The sequence below is a fragment of the Mycoplasma sp. HU2014 genome (genome assembly GCF_001199495.1).
GTDB lineage: Bacteria > Bacillota_I > Bacilli_A > Mycoplasmatales > Mycoplasmataceae > Mycoplasma.
Map to the genome: position 1 here is coordinate 1 of NZ_LFYS01000062.1, position 23,043 is coordinate 23,043.

The window sequence follows — 23,043 nt, forward strand, 5'->3', positions numbered from 1 at the left end:
ATCTTTACTACCTTTTACTTTTCCTTTTCTTGATCATTGCGAAAAAGTACAATCACTAGAATTGTATGATTTTAGAGTTCCATCAATAATTTGAACTTTACCTTTAAATTCTTGCATTCTATCTTCCATAAATTTTTTGATTCTTAAATAAGCACGCCCAGTTTTTTCAAAAAATTCAGGAAGAAGAGATTCTGAAAGTCCAACTTTTTTAAATATTTCTGATAAGAATGAAGTTTCATAATAATGTTTTAAATCTCTGTTAACTGCTTTTGGATAAGCACATCTTATCAATGCAATAACATAAAGTTTTAAGGCAGTTACATCATCAAAATGTTTCAATAATTTTTCTAAAATATCTTCACTGTTTTTTGTAAATATTGCAACGTTTCCATACTCTTTAACATCAGTACCTGTTTCAATTAATTCTTTTTTCTTTTTTGATCTTTGACCAACTGGAATTGGTGTTTCAAAAGGTATAAATTGAAAATCTATTATTTCACCAACTATTTCCAGATCAACTGGTATAGCTTTTCCGTTAACGTATTTACTAGTTCTTTTTACAACTTTATATTTTCCAAAATAATCTTTACAACTGTGTTTTTAGGTCTTGCAACCTGTCTTATTTCTAAAGGTATCGCCATTTTATCTCTCTTTTCCTTTTATATAGCATTATATCTATATTATAACATAAAAAAAGACATAAAATAATAGTTTTTTTTAACTTATTCCATGTCTGTTTAAATTAATTTTAAGTAATTATTCATGCTTGATCTTATACATTTTAAGGTTATTTATAAAAAACTGCTTAATTTTCAAGTTTTTCTATAGTCATATTAGGTAGAACTTTTATAGTAAAAAGATGCTATATCACGAATTTTATATTTAAAAGAACCATCAGTTATATAATCTTTTTCATCTAAAACGTATTCTTTAAACTGTTTGCTACCAGCTTTCATTCTATAAGAAATTATATAGTTTCAATTTTTAGATTCTAAGAATCTAATATTTCTATTAACACTCATACCTTTATCAGCAATAATAGTTACTGTGTTTATTTCATAAAGGTCTGCAATTTCTAGCATAAAAGGAATAAATGTATTTGAATCAGCACTATTGCCAGGAAAAACTTTGTAATGTAATGGAATTCCGTTTTCATCGGTTGCCATTCCTATTACAATTTGATCTTCTTTGAATTTTCCATCCTTTGAATAACCAGACTTTTTAAACCCTTCTCTTGAAAATGTTTCAAAATATGCGGTTGTTGCATCAAATCACAAAACATCAATTTTTCTATTTGTGTTATCACAAATTTTCTTGTTTAAGTTTTTCAGAATCTTGTCTTTATTTTTTGCAATATAATCTAATGATCTGTAAAATGAATTTTTTGAATGAGTATCTGTTCTTTCTTTTTTTATTGTTTTGTAAGTGTTAAATACGCTAATCGGATTTTTAATTCTTTGATAAATTAATTGCATAATAACATCTTTTAGTGTTGTGGATCTTGTAGTAGAACAATTATCAAAAATATCGAAATAATCAAAGAGTTTTTCAATAATCTCGTAACCTTTATACCTTTCTATAACCTCTTTTTTCAATGATTTTTTTTCTTTGAAAATTTCATCTAATTTTGTTTTAGCTTGTTCTTTTGTTCAAGATAGTGGGAAGTTTGCAATAACTGCTTTAATCACAGTTAGTGGATCATCATGATATTCTTTCAATTCATGTAAATAACCATAACCAAATCTGAATTCAAACCCCTTGTTATCTCTTCTTGGCACCCCAATTGATAAATATTCACCCTTCTTAACTCTTGCTATTGATGTCCTTCATTGTCTTTTTGTATCTTTTCTTGACTTTTTCATATTTCTATTATATCATATTTAAGCATAAAAGTATAGATATTTATATTTTTTTATAAAAAATATAGCTACTAAAAACGTGCTGTTTTTGTAGCTAAGTGGGAAACGTAGGAAAAATATACTGCTAATAAAATAAAAAATGATCCAAATAATTGGACCATCTATTATTTATTTTATTTTGTAAGTTTTAAAGTTTCTAAACAAATCATTTTTTCTTCATTTGTTCTGATAGCATAAACTGGAATTTTTGAATCATCAGTTGAAATTAGCATGAAGTCATCGTATTTTCTATTAGAGTTTTTATTTTCATCAATTTTAAGTTGCAATAATTTAACTTTTTCAATAACTTTTTTTCTAATTGAAGTTGAATTTTCACCAATTCCTGCTGTAAATACAATACCATCAATGTTATCTAAGTAGTTAGCGTATTTAACAATGAAGTCAGCAACTATTTGTGTGTATTTTTCAATAGCTAAAATAGCTCTTTCATCACCATTTAAAGCTGCTGCACCTACATCTCTCATATCAGAAGAAACACCACTAATTCCTAATATTCCTGATTCTTTATTTAAAGATTTAGTAATTTCGAAAATATCAGTGTTTAATTCTTTAGCCATGTATTCAGCGATAGATGGATCAACATCTCCGCTTCTTGTACCCATCATTAATCCCGCTAAAGGAGTTAATCCCATTGAAGTATCATATGATTTACCATCTTTAACACAGCAAATACTTGCTCCGTTTCCTAAATGACAAATGATTAAGTTTAGGTTTTCAGATTTTTTATTAAAAATTGACTCACATTTTGAAGTAATGTATTGATAACTTATACCATGGAATCCATATTTTCTCACACCATATTTTTTATATCATTCATATGGTGTTGTGTATAAGTAGTTTACTTCAGGCATTGTTTGGTGGAATGCTGTATCAAAACAAGCAACTAATTTAGCCTTTGGCATTATTTTAGAAACCGCTTCAATTGCGACAATTCCTCCTGGATTATGCAATGGTGCTAATTTAATGTTTTCTTTTAATTTATTAATAAGATTCTCATCAATTAAAGTAGATTGACTAATTTCAGCACCATGGACTGTTCTAAATCCTACTGCAGTTATTTGTTCAACATTTTGTATGATTTTTAATTCAATCAATTTATCTAAAATAAATTGTATTGCTGATTCATGATTTTTTAATTCATTATCATACTCGTATTTTTGATCGTTGTGTTCAAATTTTAGTCTACCATCAATTCCAATTCTCTCAGCTAGACCATCTAAAATTGCTTCAACATCATTTTTTGTTTCAAATAACTTAAATTTAATTGAACTACTTCCTGAGTTAACTACAAGAATCATATAATCTCTCCTTTTATTTTATTAAGATAAATGTAAAGTCATAATTGCTGTATTTAAAACATCAACTAAAGTAGCTCCACGACTTAAATCGTTTACTGGTTGGTTTAATCCTAGAACAAATGGACCAATTGCTTCAAATCCACCCATTCTTTGAGCGATTTTATAACCAATGTTTCCAGCATTAATGTCAGGGAAAATAAAGATATCTGGTGTTTGTTTTGTTAATAAATTGTTAGGGAATTTTTTGTCTCTAACTGATTTATCAAATGCTGCATCAAATTGGATTTCTCCATCTGCTAAATAATCTTTTTCTTTGTTTTTTAGAATTTTAGCAGCAGCACGAACTCTATCAACATCTTCACCTTTACCTGAACCGTTTGTTGAATAACTTAATAAAGCAGCTTCAACATTTTTAACATTTAATGTTTTAGCAAAATCAGCAGCCATATCAGTCATATCTGCTAATTGTTCGCTAGTTGGTCTAATGTTTAGTGCACAATCAGTAAAGATATAATTTTCTTCACCTTTACTCATAATAAATACACTACTTGCAATACTATAACCTGGTTTTGTACCAATTATTTGTAAAGCAGGTCTTATTGTATCAGCTGTTGTATTATTTAATCCTGATAACATACAATCAGCTTGATTCATTTTAACTAACATAGCACCAACATAGTTTGGAAGTTGCATCATTTGTTTTGCCACTTCAATTGTTGCTTTACCTTTTCTTATTTCAACAAATTTTTCTTCTAATGTAGCTGTATCTAATTTATCAATAGCAATAACTTTAATATCACTATGATTTTTTAAGTCACTAGGAATATCGACTTCATTTTTGAATAATAAAATTGGATTTCCTAGTTTTTCTTCTACTAATGTTTTAGCTACATTTTGTATTACAGTTGCTTCTCCTTCTGGGAAAACAATACTTTTTTTATCTAAGTTTACAGATAATTTATTTTTAATGTCTTGTATAGAATACATATTAATTTCTCCAAATATATATTTATTAGAAGTGAATTGGTTTTCCAGTTTCTAAGGCTTCAGCAACTTCTCCAACAGCTTCACTCATTGTTGGGTGAGGGTGAATTGTATTTGCGATTTCAGTGATTGTTCCTTCACACTCAATAACAGCAGTAATTTCTGAAATCATTTCAGTTGCTCTGTTTCCAATTATGTGAGCTCCTAAAACAGCTTTGTATTTAGGTTCAATAATAATTTTTACAAATCCAGTTGTATCATCATCAGCTAAAGCTTTACCAATTGCTGAGAATGGGAATTTGAATGCTTTGTATTCTACATTTTCAACTTTTAGTTGTTGTTCAGTTTTTCCGATCATAGCAACTTCTGGGTGAGTATAGATACATGAAGGAACTTTATTAAAGTCCATTGTGATATCTTCAGCATGTGCTTTGTTAGCTTTTTTAGCAATTCTATTAGCAGTAACAATAGCTGATTTTACTGCTGAATGAGCTAACATTGCTTTACCAACAACATCACCTACAGCATATACTGAATCAAGGTTAGTTTCTTGGTATTCGTTAACTTCGATACCTTTACGTGGTGTTAATTCTAATCCAATGTTTTCAAATCCTTGCAAGCTTGTTTTACGTCCAACAGATTCTAAAACAAATTCGCCTTTAATTGATTGTTCTTTTCCATCGATTTCGTAAACAACTTCTCCATTTTTGAATGCTTTAACACTTGCATTAGTAATAACATTCATTTTGTAAGTAGTTTTTAATTCTTTAGTCATGACATCAATTATATCTTGATCTAACATTTCTAAAACAGTTGGTAGTCCTTGTAAAACAGTAACTTTAGTACCTAAACTTGCAAATAGACATCCAAATTCGATACCAATAACTCCTCCACCAATAACAACTAATGATTCAGGAATTTTAGGTATTGATAAAATACCTGTTGAATCAAGAATAACTCCAGATTTTCTTCCTTCATCAAATCCTGGTAATGGTAAATGGTTAGGAACTGATCCTGTAGCAATTACTAAGTTATTTGCATGGTAATTTTTACCATTTACACTAATAGTGTTTTTATCTAGTGCAACAGCATCACCTTTGATTTGAGTTACTTTATTTTTGTCTAATAAGTATTTAACTCCACCTGTTAGTTTTTTAACTACTCCATTTTTTCTTTCTAAAGCTTGAGCTCAATCAATTACAACTTTTTCTGCATTAGGTACAACAATTCCCAAGTCTTTAGCTTTGTGTAAAATATCATGATATACATGACTAGTTTTTAGTAAAGTTTTTGTAGGAATACATCCAACATTTAAACAAACTCCACCATAGTATTCTTTTTCAACTATTAAAGTTTTTAATCCTAATTGAGCACATTTGATAGCACAAACATAACCACCAATTCCTGCTCCAATTACAGCAACGTCAAATGTGTCTTCAACGTTTACATTAGCTTTAATAGGTTCTTGTTTAACTTCTTTTTTAACTGGTTCTTGAACTGTAGTTGAACTTGATGAAGAGTGATTACGTCTTGGTAATAAAGCATTTGAAACAGGAGTTGCTCCAATAACACTTGCGTTTTCTTCAACAGGTTCTGATTTAGTTGCTTCTTTAGCAGGAGCTGAAGCAGATGCTCCAGTTCCGTCATCAATTTCCATAACAACTTCTCCAACTTTGATTTCTTGACCAGCTTTAATGTTAATTACTGCGATTTTTCCATCAATTGGAGCAGGAATTTCACTATTAACTTTATCAGTTTCTACAAAGTATAATGATTGACCTGCTTTTACAGTATCACCAACTTTAACTAAAACTTCAGCAACTGTTCCTTCAGTTAATCCTTCACCGATATCAGCAAATTTAACTTGATACATCTTTATTTTCTACCCTCTCTATTAAACTTTTAGACAAATAGTGCGATTGGTTTTGCTAGGTATTCTTGAACTTTAACTAAGAATCTTCCTGCATCTGCACCATCGATAATTCTGTGGTCACAAGTCATTGAGAATGGCATTATGAACCTAGGTTGAACTTCACCATTAATGTACATTGGAGTTTGAATCATTGTTCCAACTCCTAAAATAGCAGATTCTGGTGAATTAATAATTGGAGTTGCGTAATCTAGTCCTACTGAACCAAAGTTTGAAACTGTGAATGTTGCTTCACTCATTTCTTTCATGCTTAATTTTCCTTCTTTAGCTTTGTTTGCTAATTCAGAAATTTTGTTAGCGATTTCAAATACACTTAATAGATCAGCACCTTTAATTACAGGAACCATTAATCCTTGAGGAGTATCTACAGCAATACCAATGTTTATGTTATGCATATATTGGATTTTGTTGTTTGCAAAATCCCCTCTTGCATTGATGTTTGGCATATCACGTAATGCTTTAGCACAAGCTTTAATAATGAATGCTAAGTAAGTTAATTTAACTCCTTGTGATGTTGCAGAATCTTTTAGATCAGATCTTAATTTGTAAGTTTCTGTAATATCAACATTTTTCATACCAGTGAATGATGCAACTTCAGTATGTGATTTAACCATAGCTTTAACTGTTGCTTTTCTGATACCATTCATGTTGATTGTATCTCATGATAAAGGAGCATCTATGTCTAGTAATCTCTTAATTGGAGCTGGTTGTTCTTGAACTGGAGCTGGTTGTTCTTGAACTGGAGCTGGTTGTTCTTGAACTGGAGCTGGTTGTTCTTGAACACTTGGTTGCGATTCTTTAACATCAGCTACTAAAATTATTCCATTTGGTCCTGATCCTTGGATTGTTGATAAATCAATGTTTAAATCATCAGCAATTTTTCTTGCTAATGGAGTTGCTTTTACAGCTTGTTGAGATGATGAAGTTGTTTTTGGAATGTTTCTTACAAGTAATTCATTTGAAACAGGGGTTGCTCCAATAACACTTGCGTTTTCTTCAACAGGTTCAGATTTAGCTTCTTTTTTAGATGAAGAACATGCTCCATCTTTTGGACAAGCTTCAGCTGAAGCTCCGTCTTCAATTTCCATAACAACTTCTCCAACTTTGATTTCTTGACCAGCTTTAATATTGATTACTGCAATTTTTCCATCAATCGGAGCAGGAATTTCACTGTTAACTTTATCAGTTTCAACGAAGTATAAAGGTTGACCTGCTTTAACAACGTCACCGACTTTAACTAAAACTTGGGCAACTGTTCCTTCAGTTAATCCTTCACCGATATCAGCAAATTTAACTTGATGCATATTTCTTTATCCTTTCTCTCTAAAATTTAAAATCTAAAAGTTCTTTCATTTTTTCAAAAACTTTTAAAGGATTAGTTTGGAAGTATCCTTCTCCTCTATCGAATGGAGTAATAACGTCGTAACCTGTACATCTTGCTAAAGGAGCTTTTAAGTATTCGAAGCATTCTTCGTTTACTGTAGCCATAATTTCTGAAGAAACTGAGAATGACTTAACAGCTTCATGTACAACTAATAGTCTTCCAGTTTTCTTAACTGATTCAACAACCATTTTTTTGTCTCATGGTTTGATTGAACGTAAGTCGATTAAATCAACTGTAGCATTTGGATGACTTTGTTTTAATAATTCAACTGCTTTTTGACAGTCAACAGTTTGTGCTCCATAAGTAACAACAGTTAAGTCGTTTCCTTCTTGGATTTTGTATCCTTCTCCAATTTTAATTGTGTAGTATTCATCTGGAATTTCTTGTTTGAATGCTCTATATAATTTAGTTGGTTCTAAAACAATAACTGGATCTGGTGATTCGATAGCAGCTAAGATTAAACCTCTTGTATCATATGGAGTTGATGGACAAACAACTTGAATTCCTGGTGTGTGTGCGAATATAGCTTCTAAAGCTTCACTGTGGTGTTCTAACGCACGGATTCCTCCACCCATTGGTGTTCTAATAACCATAGGTGCAGTATATTTACCTCTTGTACGGTTTCTCATTCTTGCGATGTTAGTCATAATGTTTTGGAAAGCAGCTAATCCTAAACCTTCGAATTGTAATTCAACAACTGGTTTCATACCTGCCATTGCCATTCCTAGACCAACTCCGGCAAACATAGCCTCACTGATTGGTGCGTTGAAACAACGGTCTTTACCATATTTAACTTGTAGTCCTTGAGTAGCTCTGAAAACTCCTCCTTCAGTACCTACATCTTCTCCGAAAACAACAACTTCTTTGTGTTTTTCCATTGCAGAATCTAACGCATCTGTTACAGCTTTAATATTATTAACGATAGCCATTAGTGGTGTCCTCCTTTAGCAGCGTCTGGGTATTTTTCAAAGAATGCTTTAGCTTCTTCGTATTGTTCTTTTAAGAATAAATCCATTTCAGCATATTGGTATTTGAAAATTTCTTCTAATCCATAGTTTTTGTTTTCTTCAACTCAAGCGAATTCTGCTGCAACTAATTTGTCATGTTCAGCATCTAATTCTTCTTGTTGTTTATCTGATCAAACTTTGTTTTCGATTAATCATTTTTTCAATCTTACTAATGGATCATATGCTTGCATAGCTTCAAATTCACCTTTTGGACGGTATACATCTGGGTTATCTGAAGATGAGTGTGCTCCTAATCTGTAAGTTTCACATTCAACAAATACTGGTCCATTACCGTTTCTTACGTATTCAACAACTTCTTTGAATACACCTATACATGCAAGGTAGTCATTTCCGTCAACTTTAATTGATGGAGTTCCTGTTGCAATAGCTTTAACTGCGAAGTTTAATGATTTAGTTTGTTCTTTTCTTGCAGTTGAAATAGCTCATTGGTTGTTTTCACATACGAATACAACTGGTACTTCGTGAAGTTTAGCAAAGTTCATTGCTTCATAAGTTTCACCTTCACTAGTTCCACCATCTCCAGTAGTAGTTACAACAACTCCTCCTGATTTTCTGTATTTTTCAGCGAAAGCTATACCTGTAGCTTGTGAGTATTGTGAACCAATAACGATGTTTGGTGGTAATGAGTTAACACCATCTGGTGATTTAGCTCCTAATTCGTTACCTGCTCAGTAAAGCATAATGTTTCTTATTTTTTGACCCATTGCTATTCATGCAGCATTGTTTCTGTATCCACTTGCAAAGTGATCAGTTTTTTTGTTTAATGCATTAATGTATGCTACTTCACAAGCTTCTTGACCTGTTGATGATAAGAATGATAATAATCTTCCTTGACGTTGCATTGTGTTTTGATAAATATCTTGTCTACGTGAAAGATTCATTATTTTATATGCTTCTAAAACTTCTTCTGGAGAAATTTTTGGCATTAATTTAGGGTTAATAATATTCCCATCTTTATCCATTACTCGAACGCATTCATCTTTTAATGGATCAAATTTTCCTAAATAAATCATTTGCGGCTTCCTTTCTGTTACAAATTATTCAAATAATAATTTTACGAAATCTTCTTTAGTAAAGTTTTTAGCAAAGATCTCTTCTAAGTCGTATTTATCTAATACTTTTTCGATATCTTCTTGTTTAAAGTCAACTCCTATTAAAGATTGTTCTAATTCTTCAGTACCTTGAGTTCCTAAAAAATCACCATAAATTTTAATATCTTTAATAGTTCCGTTGTCTACATCTAAACTAATTTGGATAAATCCTTTAGTTTCTAAATATTTCTTTTTGTTTAATGAGAAATTTGTATTGCGACCAAAGTTTCATTCTCATCTATCATATTTTTCTAATTTAGATCTATTAATTGATTGAATTTCTTCATCTGTTAATTCTATTCAATGAATTTCTTCATTTTTAACATATGAATCAATTACATTACTAATAAAAGTATCTAAATTAATATCGATGTTTAGATCTTTAAAGAAATCTTTAATGTTTCTAACTCTAGCTGGTTTTGATCTAACTTGTTGATGTTTTAATTTTTCTGGATCAACAATTAGATATTTAGCTATCTTAGATAAATCAACATCAAATAATAATGTCCCATGAACTAAAGTTTTAGTTTTAGTTTTTAATTGGGCATTACCACTTACTTTATACCCATCAATTACCATGTCATTTCTACCTGAAAATTCAGCAGGTATTTTGTTTTCATTTAAATAAGTAATTATTGGTTGTAAAGCTTTTTGGTAATCTACATCATCAGTTGAATTATCTACGATTAGTGAGAAACACACATTACCTAAATCTTGATAAACAGTTCCACCACCAGTGTTTCTTTTGATGATTTTAACCCCGTCTTTTCAAGCTTCAGTTAAATTAATTTCAGCAAATGTGTTTTGGTTACGACCAACAACAATGGTATTAGCATTTTGTCAGAAAAACACAATTGGATCCTTTGATTTTCAATGATATGTTAAATATTCTTCGATCGCTAAATTAATAGCTGGATCATGGTATTTTGAAATTAATAAATTAATCATAGACTATTTCTTTTTAAAGTAGTTTAAACCTAAAACTTCTAATCCAGCTAATGAAATGAAGTTAAATGGTTTGTTGAAGTGTGGTAAGAAGAAAATATCAACTAGTGGTAATTCATCAATTGTTAAATCTTTTTGAATTCCTAAAGCTAACATGTACATTACTTCTGTATGGTTTTTCTCACTTGCTACTTGAGCTCCAACAATTTTTCTTGTATTTTTGTCTCAAACAACTTTGAATCATACATCATGTGCTGATGACATAAATTCAGGTCTATCTAAGTCGTGAAAATTGATTGATTCTACTTCCATTCCTAAACGTTTAGCAGCTTCAACTGAAACTCCAACACTTGCCATGTGGAAGTCAAATACTGAGATACCGTTTGCACCAGTATATCCAGGTGATTTCAACACATTTCCTCTAATGATGTTTGTTGCAGCTGTAACAGCAGTTCTAACTGCAGTTGTAGCTAATTGGATTGGAACGCTTTTATTTAAAGCTTTATTGAATACTTGAGCACAGTCTCCTACTGCATAAATGTCAGGGTTAGTTGTTTGCATGAAATCATTTGTTACAATAGTTCCTCTTTCGTCTAAATCACAAACTCCTTCAAGAATTTTAGTTTGAGGTCTTACTCCTACAGAGAAAATTACATAATCAACATCAATTGAACCTTTATCAGTAACAACTTGAGTAACTTTTCCGTTTTCTCCTTTAAATTCAGTAACTTTTGAACCTAAAACTAATTTAACTCCTGCTTTAGTCATTTTATCTTGCATTAAATCAGTAAATTCTTTATCGTAGTAAACTGGCATAATTCTGTCAGCAACATCGATTAAAGTAACATCTTTTCCATATTCGTTGAATGCTTCAACTAATTCAACACCAATGTACCCTGCTCCAACAACTGCGATTTTCTTGTAACTTTTATCTAAGTTGTGTTCCAGAATTTTTTTAGCATGGTGGTAGTTTTTACAAATTTGAACACCTTCTAAATCAATTCCTGGGATAGGAGGGATTAGTGGTCAAGTTCCAGTAGCAACGATCAATTTATCATAGTTATCAGTTTTTATTTCACCTGTTAGCATATCTTTAACAGTAACTGTTTTTGCTTTATCATCAACTGATAAAACATCATGATTCATAAATACGTTGATTCCTTCAGATTTTAAAGTTTCTGGAGTAGCGTAAAATAACATATTTGGGTCTTTTACTTCTCCTTTAACTCATAAAGCAATACCACAACCTAAAAATGAAATAGCATCATTTTTGTCATATGTATTAACTTCACAAGTTGGATCTAACCTTTTTAGTGTTCTAACTGCTGTAGTACCAGCATGATTAGTACCTAATACAATAACTTTCATAAAAAGTCCTTTCTTTTGATTATTAGTGAATAATTTTTAATAAAAATAATTAATTAGATTAATTATTCCCATATATATTTTAACCTATTATAGATAATCTTTACAATATGTAATAAACTTTTCTGGAATATGTAATAAATTTTAACTATTTTGCTTTTTTCAGATGAGCTGAAATATGGTCTTCTTTTCTTTTTTAAAAAATATGGTGTTAGCACTTAAAACTAAAATAAAAAAACCAAAATTTGGTTTTAATTTCTTATTAGTTAGTTGGTGTTTTTTTATATTTTTTAGTAACTAGGATTGCAGTTCCTGCTAAAACAGAAGCTGAAGCGATAGATAAAGCGATAATAACTCCTTTGTTGTCTGGTTTTTGATCCGGTTTAATTTCAATATTAAATTTAGCAGTTATTTCTCCTTTGTAGTTTATTACAGTTTTCTTTTCATCTTGTTTTGATTCTTTTTTATTTGAAACTTGTGGTTTGATAGCTTTAAAAGTTACAGATACAGATTTGTAATTTTCTTTTTCAAAAGTGATATCAGCTCTTATCATTTCTAATTGCTTAGCATCTAAAGCTGAAGTTGTTTTTATATTTGCAATACTTAATGCTCTCAAAATATCTTTTTTTGCTTTTTTAATATCTACATTTTTTGGTAATTTTAAGTCAATATATTCTTTATTTGTAATTAAATCACTTAATTCAAACTGAGCATTTGAATTAACTTTAAACTCAACATCAACTGATCCTTGATATTTTTTACTATCATCTTTAGCTGAAATTTTAGCTTTTTTGCTATCTTTGTTTTTTTCTATTTTTAATTCACTAATATTTAACCTAGCATCTTTATTTTTTCTATTGATAGCTGCTATAATTTCTTGATCTAAATCTTTAAGAATATCACCTATATTTTTTTCTTTAACTAATTCAGATAAGTCTTTTTTAGTTTCAATATTAGCTTCAGTGTTTGATGTAATATTAGTTGTTTGTTTTAAAATAATATTATTTTTAGAATTGTTATTGTTTATCAAAGCAAAAGAACCAGTAGTTAATAAGATTGCTGATGCTGTTAATATACTTAAAAATTTCTTCATAGTTTTTCTCGCTTTCTAATAAACTTATAAGACAATGTTTATTATTTAAATTTTATATTAAAAGAGAGTTATTACAATATAAAAACAAAAATAGAGTTCTATTACTATTTTATGTTTTAAATTATTAACTATTAGTTCTCAAAGAATTTCTAATTTTTTCGGGTAGTTTTTGATCTTTAAATTCAACGTTAGCTCCATTATTAAAGTTTATAAATTTTTCAGTATCATTTATTGTTACATTTCATTTAGAAATATCTTGGTTGAATGCTTTTGCATTACGGAACATTTTTCGCATATCTGTTACTCTTGAAACATCTCAAGCAGTGTAAGTAGTTCCGTCTAATTTTTGTTTTTGTTGAGTATTAATGTTTTGATTAAAACTTGATGCATCATCGAACATAGATCGCATATCAGTTACTTGAGAAGTATTAAAGTGTGATATATCTTGGTTGAATGCTTTTGCACCTCAGAACATACCTTTCATTGTTGTAACATTAGAAGTATCGAATTTATCTCCTAGTGGTTGGTTGAATGCATGTGCTCAATCAAACATATGTTCCATATTTTCAACTTTAGAAGTATCGAATTTATCTCCTAATGCTTGGTTGAATGCTTTTGCAAAGTAGAACATAAAACTCATATTTTTAACATTAGAAGTATCGAATTTATCTCCTAGTGGTTGGTTGAATGCTTGTGCATCTCGGAACATACCTTTCATTGTTGTAACATTAGAAGTATCTCAACTTTCCAATCCTGAAATTGTTGCGTTTTCGTTTCTTTCAAACGCATCTTCTAGATTAGTTATGAATGTAGGTAACAATGAAACAACTTTATTTGTATTTGTATCAATTTTTTCAATTTGTCATTCATTGTCACTATTTTTAAAGAATCCAATTCTTGTTAATTCTTTTTTATCCTCTGTATAAGTAGCTTTTAAACCAAATTGAGCAGTAATTGTTCCAATAAATTTTTTGTTTTTTTCAGTTTTTCCAGTGATTGTTGCAGTGTTACCTTGAACTTGTATATTTAAATCATTTAAGCTGAAGTTTCATTTATTTAAACTGTTTATTGCTTTTAATATAGAATTATGATCATCTTCTAATAACACATTTAAATAATTATGAGTTTGTTTTGATAAACTTAAATTCACTTGAATTGAACCTTGATATATATTATTACCATTAACTGTAATTGTTGCAACATTATCGTTTACTACAACTTGTAATTGATCACGAGTAATTTTATGTGAATTTAATAAATTAGAATTTAATTCAATAAAACGGTTTAACACACTTTGAGTATCATTGTTTTTAAGATAGGTTATATCTTTTACGATTCTTTGAATTGTATTAAATTGATCTTTAACTGAATAAGTAATATTAATTGAACCTTCGTAATTTATGTTGTTTTCAACAGTAATTTTTGCTCCATTTTCAACTAATTCAACTTTTAATTGATCACGAGTAATTTTTACTGTATCTTTTTCTAATATTTCTTTATTTATTTCAAAGAATTTATCTAAAATAGTGTCTTGTTGATTATCTAAAAGACTACTTATATTAGTTTCAATTGGTTGAAGTGTTGAAAATTGAGGTAGATTGTAACTAAACTCAATTTCACCAACATAAAAAATAGAATCTGATTTTGCTTTAACTTTAATAGTTTTTTCTTGTTCTTTAATTTCAATATCAAAGTTTTGTTTAATTTTTTCAGCATTAAAATCTTTGTTATTTAAAACATTTCTTTCAACTAATCTCTCAATAACTTTTTCTATGCTACGCACTTCAAAAACACCAAGATTTCGACTCTCTTCTTTTATTAGAGAATCGATGTTTGGTTTGTTAAATTTTATTTCTACTGAACCTTTAAGAACTTTGCTTGATTTTTTAGCAGAAATTGTCACACTAGGAACACTTGGGTTAAATTTAAATTCAACATCTTTAAGTTGAATATCTATATGTGATTTTTCTGTTCTTAAAACCTTACGTTGTTCATTTATAAGACTTAATATTTGTTCTTGATTTTCAGTATATAGAATTTTTAGAGAACGAATGTTCTCAGGAATATCATTGTTAAGGTTAAGAATTTTGGTGTCTAGTTTTCTTTTATTATGTAACACTCCTACCGATACTCCAGCTACCGAACTAGAAATAATTAATAACCCAGCAATGATGCTTAATAATTTACCTTTACTTGCCATAACAATTTTATTTTACTTGTTTTTTTTTTTTTTTTGAAGAGCGATTATGCAAATTTTTTTTGGAGAGCGATTATGCAAATTTTCTCTTTTAGTCTCTATTTTATCTTAGGTTTTTATAACCCGAGTTTTACAGTTGTTATGCCAACAAATAAATAAAAAAGATGAAAAGTGAAACAAACACTTTTTCTGAGATATCTAGAAAATCAAGAACAAAGGGTTCTCAAAACTTAAACCTAATTTATGCTTACGATATCAGTGTTCAAGAACCTGCTGCCAGTTCAGTTTACCCAGGAAATATGCTAGATTACACTGCATTTAGAAACTTTTTAAAAACATATGACATAAAAAATGGATTTTTAATACTCGATAAAGGCTTCAACGATAAAGAATGCAAGATTTTGATGCAACAAAAGAACATCAAGTATTTGATACCTATAAAAATCACAAATAGTATTAAAAGACTAAACCTAAAATCTGGTTTTGATATAACTTTTGCTTATGATGATGACACAATAAGAGCAAAAAAATCCTTGTAGATGGAAAGTATTATTTTTGTTATAGATCAACTTTAACAGAATTTACTCAGAAGAAAAATTTTATTAGTCAAACTTATAAAAAAGGTGTTTACGATGGAAAAAAACTATTGGAAAAAGAAGATCTTTTTGGACTAATTATTTTTGAATGTAATGGAGATTTAAACATAAAAGATATCTACATCTCATACAAAAAGAGATGAGAAATTGAGTTATTATTTAAGCAATTTAAAAATGTATTAGAACAAAACGAAGGAAATGTTCAGGGAAATTACAGAATAATAGCTACTGAATTTATTAATTTTTTATCATCTATAATGCTTTGCAGAATAAAAAATTACTTACTTGAAAATGGTGTTTTAGAAAATAAAACAATTGGTCAAATTTTTAGATATTTATCAAAAGTAATGAAAAAAAGAAAACCAAGAGTAAGAGAAGAGTGGGATGATGTTGAAACATTAAAATATATTAAAGAACTTATTAAAGTTTTAAAAATATAGTGTCTGAAATTGGGAATTTTTTAAAAAAATAGATAAAAAACCAAGTAATCGATACTTGGTTTTTATTATTATTTTTTATCTTTAATTTGATGAGTTAACATATCAATAAATTCTTGAACTGGTAGAGTGATTTGTTGTTCACTTCCATATTTTCTATAAGTAATAGTATTATCTTTTACTTCATTATTTCCTAATACTAATTGATAAGGAATTTTGTTTGTTTGAGCATCACGTATTTTGTAACTTAATCTTTCATCTCTTAAATCGATGTGTGATCTTATAAATTGTTTTTTCAACATTTCAAATACTTTATTTGCATATGCTTGACTATCGCTATTAACTGGAATAATTTCAACTTGACGTGGAGCTAATCATACTGGTAATACTCCTTTAGTTTGTTCTAATAAAATAGCTACAAATCTTTCATAAGTTCCAATTAATCCACGGTGAATCATAATAGGACGAACTAGTTTTTGATCTTTATCTACATATGATAAGTTAAATTTCATAGGCATTAAAAAGTCTAATTGAATAGTTGAAACAGTGATTTCATGATTTTGAGCAGTTTTAATTTGAATATCTAATTTAGGTCCATAAAAGGCAGCTTCACCAATACATTTTTTATAATTTAGTCCTAAATCTTTTAACACTTTTTCTAAACTTGCTTCAGCATTATTTCACATATCATCATCTTGGAAGTATTTAACTTTATCTTCAGGATCTCTTAAACTTAAACTTAGATAATCTATTTCAATATTAAATGTTTGTAATACTTCATTAATTAATTGATAAGTTCTTCTAAATTCTTCTTCGATTTGATCTGGACGTGAGAAAATATGAGAATCAGTTAATTTCATACCTCTAACTCTTTCAAGTCCAGTTAATGATCCACTTGATTCAAAACGGTGTTGAATAGCGTGTTCACAAATTCTTAATGGTAGATCACGATAACTTCTTTGTTCTTGTTTATAAACTGTAATATGATGAGGACAGTTCATTGGTCTTAAAATGAATTGTTCTCCGCTTCCTTTACCACCATTAAATGGTTGGAACATATCTTCTCCATAGTGATCTCAATGTCCACTAGTTTTGTATAATTCAACTGATCCAATTGGTGGAGTTTCTACTGGAATGTAATCATATTCTCATTCTTTTTCACGTAAATATTTTTCGATTTCATTTTTAAGAATGTATCCATTTGGTAATCATAATGGTAATCCTGCTCCAACTAAATTATCGAATCCAAATATTTTTAATGATTTGTTAATTGTTCTATGATCACGACTTCTTCTATCTTCTAAGATAGTTTTCTTTTCATTCAATTGTTTTTCTGATAATGCACATAATCCATGAACTCTAGGTAACATTAAATTGCTTGCATCATTTAATCAATATGATCCAGTTAATTGTTGAATATCAACTGCTTTAATTTGCTTGTAATCTAATAAAATCGCATTTTCTAATACCATTGTAAAATCATTAATTGAATATAATTGAACATAATTAAATTTTTTATTCATTTGTTCAGCTAAATGTAATTGATAATCATTATCTGATAAAAGTTTTTTAGCTTCATCTAAACTAACTTGTTCTGATTTAATTACTAAATCTGAAGCTAAAATTTCATTTACTTTTTGTTGAACTTGTTTTAATTCATCTAAAATCATTCTAGGTTCTAGTTCAAATGTTGTTGAAAATTCCATTTCATCATTATTAAATAAAACTTCAGCTAATTTAGCGTTAGGTTTTAATTGTTTAATAGCATATGCTGTGATAAATCCTAGTGTTGAGTTTAAAACTAATTCATAATTTTTATGTTTAGCATCAATTAATTCTAAACTACAATCTTTATCAACAACATATTCTAAATCAACTATTTTTTTATCAACTTTAGCAGCAATTACATTTTTAGAATAATTACCTAAAATTGACTGAGATAATTCTTTAACTTTCATCGCACTAGCAAATTCTTTTACTGAATTATCTAATAATATAATTTTCATAATATTTCTCCTTTAAAAAAACAAAAAACTCCTAGTAAAAAATACTAGGAGCGAAAAAACCGCGGTACCATCCTAATTTATATAACAATAGTTATATATCTTAATTTATGCTTATCGTGCACTACGTAGTGTTTTTGATATGGTAGTAATTTTAGCTATCCACTTTGACTCTCACCAACCGTCAACTCTCTGTAATGTCTTTATTAAAACCGTGTCCATAACACTAATTAATATTAAATTTATACAATTATTTTACATATTTGATAAATTAATATCAATTATCAAGAATCTTTTTTTTTTTTTTTGCGAGTACAATCGTTAACTTTTTTGTATACTTTTATAGAAGAAGACAAGGTTATGAAATTAACTAAAAGATGATATCAATAATAGCTAATCAACTGTTGTTTCAACTTCTTTAGTTGGTGCTGGAATTGCAGCTTGACATAATAGATAAAAATTATAATAGATCTAACTTTACTAATTAAAGAAAAGAAATAATTGATGAGGCAGGTAAAACTAGAGGAAAAATTAATCGAACTAATTAAACGAAAAAATCCTAACGTTGAAATTGATTTTTCTAAATTAGATCTAGATATACAAGATAATAAATTTAAAAAGCGTGATTTCAGGAAATCACACTTTTAATTTTTAATTTCTATTACTTAACCATATTCTTAATCTCATCTAATCAATTAATATTTGATTGAGCTATTTTCTTTCCTATTAATTTAGCTTCATTTAAAGTTATATTTTCAACTTTAATAAAATCATTATCAAATATAAAAGATAAACTAGCAAACTGAGTTGAATCAGTTAATCTAAGATCTTTTAATTGTTCTAAACCATATTGTTTAATTACATTATTATATAAATTATGTTTTTTTACAAAAAATAATCTTTTATTAGTTAATGTTAATAATCAAGCTTTATTTTCTATTCCTACAACTAATAGATCAATAATTTCTTCATCATCAAAAAATAGATTAACTAAATCATCAAATTCTTTTTTATTAACTAAATCTAAATTATTAGATAAATTATTTTTTAAATCATTAATAATACTTTCTTTTGATTTCATGTCTACTCCTTATTAATATATTACATAAATAAATTATCTATTATAGTCAGCTAAGTAGTTTTATATTTAAAAAATAATATATTATTCTCACAAAATGATGTATAATTTAGCACAATATCTTTATTATTCTCACAAAATTATCTATTTTTTAGCATAAAAAAACATTTTTTAGTTTATAATATTAAATAACAAAGGAGAGGATAAATATGAAAAAATTTGACTATTCAATTTACATTGAACAAAAATGAGATATTGAAATAATTGGTTTGCTATCTAAAATTTATCATTACAAAGGTCTTGCAAATAATTTTATTAAATCTGAAAATAAGACTGTTTTTAAATTAATGGCAAGCTCATTTATAAACAGTATTGAAAGTTCAAATAAAATTGAAGGTATATTTACAAGTGCATCAAGATTAAAAAATATAATTGATAATGTTGATATTAATTTAACAAAAACCGAACAAGAAATATTAGGTTATAAAAACGTTTTAGAAATTATCTTAAATGATCCATTTGCTATTACACTAACAAAAAATAATATATTAAACATTCATAAAGAAATGCTTAAACTTACTAAATTTTTTCATTTAGGTAAATTTAAAACAACTCAAAATCATATACAAAAAATAACTAAAATTGATGAAAATACTTATACTAAAGAAATAATATTTACCCCTTTAGAACCTTTTCAAACTCCAGAAGCTATCGAACAAATTTGTGATGAATTTAATAAATATAATAATTCAATAGATCCATTATTATTAATTTCTATTTTTATACATGATTTTTTATGTATTCATCCATTTAATGATGGTAATGGTAGAGTTAGCAGATTATTAACAACTTTATTGTTATTACAAAATGATATTGATATTGCTAGATATATTTCAATTGATGAAATGATATATAAAAACCTAAAAGAATATTATGATAGTTTAGCATTATCAAGTCAAAATTGAATAGATAATAATGAAGATAAATTATTTTTTATAAAATACTTTTTAAAAATAATATTGTTAAGTTATGAACAATTAAACAATCTATCTAATATAAATAATGAATCATCAGCTATGAAAATAGTTGTTAATGCTGTTAAAACTAAACTAGGAAGTTTTACTAAACAGAATATTGTAGATTTATGTGTTTCAATTAGTGTTAGTTCAGTTGAACAATGTTTATCAACTCTTGTTAAAGAAAATAAAATAGCAACAAAAAATTCTGGTAAAAATACAATTTATTATACTTTAGATATTTAGTTTTATTGCGTAATATTTCAATAATAATCGAACTTAAAAAAAGACCCGACAATTGAGGTCTTTTTTAGATTCTTAATATTTTATTATTTGCTAAATTCTTCTATTAATTTTTGTCTAAATTTTTCTGGAATGAATTCTAATTTATCTTTTAATTTACTTCTATCATTAATAAATTGTCTATGACTTTCAACTTCATTAACATCTCAAACACTAATATTTTGTTCAAAAGATAAAGCGTGTCAAAACATGTTTCTCATATCAGTTACATTCGAAGTATCTCAGTTAGAAATGTCTTGGTTAAATGCTTTATTTCAACTAAACATATAACTCATATCAGTTACTTTAGAAGTGTCTCAAGCTGTGTAAGTTGATCCATCATCTTTATTAACTTGTTTGGTTTTAATGTCTTGGTTGAATTCTTCGGTACTAGCAAACATATAACTCATATCAGTTACATTTGAAGTATCTCAGTTAGAAATGTCTTGGTTAAATACTTTAGCACCATTAAACATACCACTCATATCAGTTACATTTGAAGTATTTCACATAGATATGTCTTGATCAAATAAGATTGCACCAGAAAATGTTGATACCATACTAGTTATATTTTCAGTATTTCATTTATCTAAAGAATTATTAAAACTTTTAGCACCATAAAACACTCCACCTAAACTTGTTAGTTTAGAAATATCTCAAGCTGTGTAAGTTGATCCATCATCTTTTACAACTTCTTTTGTATTTACATCTTGATTAAACGCTTCAGCTTCTGAAAACATAGAGTTTATTTTTTTTAAATTATTTATATTTCATTTTGAAATATCTTGGTTAAATACTTTTGCTTTTCAAAACATTCAACTCATATCAGTTACATTCGAAGTATCTCAGTTAGAAATATCTTGGTTAAATGCTTTATTTCAACTAAACATATAACTCATATTTTTAACATTTTTTGTATTTCAATTTCCTATAGGTTGGTTAAATACACTTGATCGAAACATTCAACTCATATCAGTTACATTTTCAGTATTTCAAGATGAGATATCTTGATTAAATTTATAAGTATCATGGAATGTGTTAGACATTCTAATAACGTTTTTAGTATCTCAGTTTTCGATACCTTTAATACTTTCGTTACTATTAAATTCAAATCCTCTACTTAAATCATTAATAATATCTGGTAATTGATCAGGAACCTCTTTTGCACTATGTGAAAATCTATCTATTTGAAATAGTCCTTGAGGATTAATGAAATATCCTATTTTAGTTGCTTTTGTAAATTCGCTACCTTTTTGATATTCATGATATTTAGTAAGATTTTTAGCATTAATTTTACCTACATTTAAACTTATAGCTTTACCTTTATAAACAAATTCTAGATCTTCACCATCATTAGGACTTTGTCGATCAAAAATTGGTTTATTTAAATAACTAATATTTAAATTATTTAATTCATTTTTTTCTAATCTCTCAGAAAATACTTTTAATATTGTATTTTTTGAAGCTATCGAACTATTTCATGAATCATCTGGATTATCATAAGATCTGAATTTATCTTTAAATTCAGTATTTCAAACCGTTTTGATTTGTTCAACAATTTGATGATCAGATTCTAAAAATAAATCAAATGTTAGTTCGACTTGATTTTTATAAGTTTTATCACCAGTTTTAGGTTTAACAATAATTTTTTTATCTTGTTTATTAATTACTATTTCTAATTTAGAAAAATCTATTATACTAAATTCATTTTTTTGTTGAATTATTTCTTTTATTTTATTTTCATTTAATTCTCTTTCATCAATATAATCTAATTCTGTTCTATAAATTGCATCTGTTAGATCAGTTGAAATAATAAATGATAATTCAACTTGATTTTTATAAGTTTTATCACCAGTTTTAGGTTTTACAATAACTTTATTTTCTGCTTGATTAATTATTAAATAAAAAATTCCCAATTTCAGACACTATATTTTTAAAACTTTAATAAGTTCTTTAATATATTTTAATGTTTCAACATCATCCCACTCTTCTCTTACTCTTGGTTTTCTTTTTTTCATTACTTTTGATAAATATCTAAAAATTTGACCAATTGTTTTATTTTCTAAAACACCATTTTCAAGTAAGTAATTTTTTATTCTGCAAAGCATTATAGATGATAAAAAATTAATAAATTCAGTAGCTATTATTCTGTAATTTCCCTGAACATTTCCTTCGTTTTGTTCTAATACATTTTTAAATTGCTTAAATAATAACTCAATTTCTCATCTCTTTTTGTATGAGATGTAGATATCTTTTATGTTTAAATTTCCATTACATTCAAAAATAATTAGTCCAAAAAGATCTTCTTTTTCCAATAGTTTTTTTTCATCATAAACACCTTTTTTATAAGTTCGACTAATAAAATTTTTCTTCTGAGTAAATTCTGTTAAAGTTGAC

At 27.6% G+C, this 23,043-nt stretch carries 14 protein-coding genes and 4 pseudogenes; 2 read left to right on the top strand and 16 right to left on the bottom strand.

Going from position 1 to position 23,043, the window contains the following annotated elements:
- The 12 genes and pseudogenes from AB668_RS05940 to AB668_RS03755 form a co-directional block, all read right to left on the bottom strand.
- Positions 1-339, bottom strand: a pseudogene (locus tag AB668_RS05940) (hypothetical protein); the annotation flags it as partial.
- Between the two features lie 506 nt (positions 340-845).
- Positions 846-1,862, bottom strand: a pseudogene (locus AB668_RS03705) (IS1634 family transposase); the annotation flags it as partial.
- Between the two features lie 170 nt (positions 1,863-2,032).
- Positions 2,033-3,217, bottom strand: a complete 1,185-nt coding sequence (locus AB668_RS03710) for an acetate kinase (protein ID WP_050517676.1) — start codon at positions 3,215-3,217, stop codon at positions 2,033-2,035.
- A 21-nt stretch (positions 3,218-3,238) separates the two neighbouring features.
- Complete coding sequence (pta, locus tag AB668_RS03715; protein ID WP_050517677.1) at positions 3,239-4,204, bottom strand: phosphate acetyltransferase; 966 nt, start codon at positions 4,202-4,204, stop codon at positions 3,239-3,241.
- Positions 4,205-4,229: 25 nt separating this feature from the next.
- Complete coding sequence (lpdA, locus tag AB668_RS03720) at positions 4,230-6,074, bottom strand: dihydrolipoyl dehydrogenase (protein WP_050517678.1); 1,845 nt, start codon at positions 6,072-6,074, stop codon at positions 4,230-4,232.
- A gap of 29 nt (positions 6,075-6,103) precedes the next feature.
- Entirely contained in the window at positions 6,104-7,435 is a 1,332-nt protein-coding gene (locus AB668_RS03725; protein ID WP_050517679.1) for a dihydrolipoamide acetyltransferase family protein, read from the bottom strand.
- Positions 7,436-7,454: 19 nt separating this feature from the next.
- Positions 7,455-8,444, bottom strand: coding sequence for an alpha-ketoacid dehydrogenase subunit beta (locus AB668_RS03730; protein WP_050517680.1), 990 nt, complete (start codon positions 8,442-8,444; stop codon positions 7,455-7,457).
- On the bottom strand, positions 8,444-9,556 hold the full coding sequence (gene pdhA / locus AB668_RS03735) for a pyruvate dehydrogenase (acetyl-transferring) E1 component subunit alpha (protein ID WP_050517681.1): 1,113 nt from the start codon (positions 9,554-9,556) through the stop codon (positions 8,444-8,446). Before pdhA ends, AB668_RS03730 begins: the two co-directional genes overlap by 1 nt.
- A 24-nt stretch (positions 9,557-9,580) precedes the next feature.
- On the bottom strand, positions 9,581-10,582 hold the full coding sequence (locus tag AB668_RS03740; protein WP_050517682.1) for a lipoate--protein ligase: 1,002 nt from the start codon (positions 10,580-10,582) through the stop codon (positions 9,581-9,583).
- 3 nt (positions 10,583-10,585) lie between these two features.
- Positions 10,586-11,947 carry an FAD-dependent oxidoreductase gene (locus AB668_RS03745; protein ID WP_050517683.1) on the bottom strand — a complete coding sequence of 454 codons (1,362 nt, stop codon included), beginning with the start codon at positions 11,945-11,947 and terminating at the stop codon, positions 10,586-10,588.
- A gap of 259 nt (positions 11,948-12,206) precedes the next feature.
- Positions 12,207-13,037 carry a hypothetical protein gene (locus tag AB668_RS03750; RefSeq protein WP_050517684.1) on the bottom strand — a complete coding sequence of 277 codons (831 nt, stop codon included), beginning with the start codon at positions 13,035-13,037 and terminating at the stop codon, positions 12,207-12,209.
- 124 nt (positions 13,038-13,161) lie between these two features.
- The gene (locus tag AB668_RS03755) at positions 13,162-15,237 is read right to left on the bottom strand and encodes a BspA family leucine-rich repeat surface protein (protein WP_050517685.1); all 2,076 of its coding nucleotides are present in this window, start codon (positions 15,235-15,237) and stop codon (positions 13,162-13,164) included.
- A gap of 152 nt (positions 15,238-15,389) precedes the next feature.
- On the opposite strand from AB668_RS03755, the pseudogene AB668_RS03760 reads away from it, so the two are divergent.
- Positions 15,390-16,270: pseudogene (locus AB668_RS03760) on the top strand (transposase); the annotation flags it as partial.
- Positions 16,271-16,338: 68 nt separating this feature from the next.
- Here AB668_RS03760 and thrS read toward each other — a convergent pair.
- Positions 16,339-18,273, bottom strand: a complete 1,935-nt coding sequence (thrS, locus tag AB668_RS03765; protein ID WP_050517686.1) for a threonine--tRNA ligase — start codon at positions 18,271-18,273, stop codon at positions 16,339-16,341.
- Positions 18,274-18,931: 658 nt separating this feature from the next.
- On the bottom strand, positions 18,932-19,351 hold the full coding sequence (locus AB668_RS03770; RefSeq protein WP_050517687.1) for a PH domain-containing protein: 420 nt from the start codon (positions 19,349-19,351) through the stop codon (positions 18,932-18,934).
- Positions 19,352-19,557: 206 nt separating this feature from the next.
- Here AB668_RS03770 and AB668_RS03775 point away from each other — a divergent pair, with 206 nt between their 5' ends.
- Positions 19,558-20,610 (top strand): Fic family protein, encoded by a 1,053-nt coding sequence (locus AB668_RS03775; RefSeq protein WP_050517688.1) that lies wholly within the window; start codon positions 19,558-19,560, stop codon positions 20,608-20,610.
- 83 nt (positions 20,611-20,693) lie between these two features.
- Here the strand turns inward: AB668_RS03775 and AB668_RS05840 are convergent, their stop codons facing one another.
- Both AB668_RS05840 and AB668_RS03785 read right to left on the bottom strand, forming a co-directional pair.
- The gene (locus AB668_RS05840) at positions 20,694-22,562 is read right to left on the bottom strand and encodes a BspA family leucine-rich repeat surface protein (RefSeq protein WP_050517689.1); all 1,869 of its coding nucleotides are present in this window, start codon (positions 22,560-22,562) and stop codon (positions 20,694-20,696) included.
- A 9-nt stretch (positions 22,563-22,571) separates the two neighbouring features.
- A pseudogene (locus AB668_RS03785) lies at positions 22,572-23,043 on the bottom strand (IS1634 family transposase); the annotation flags it as partial.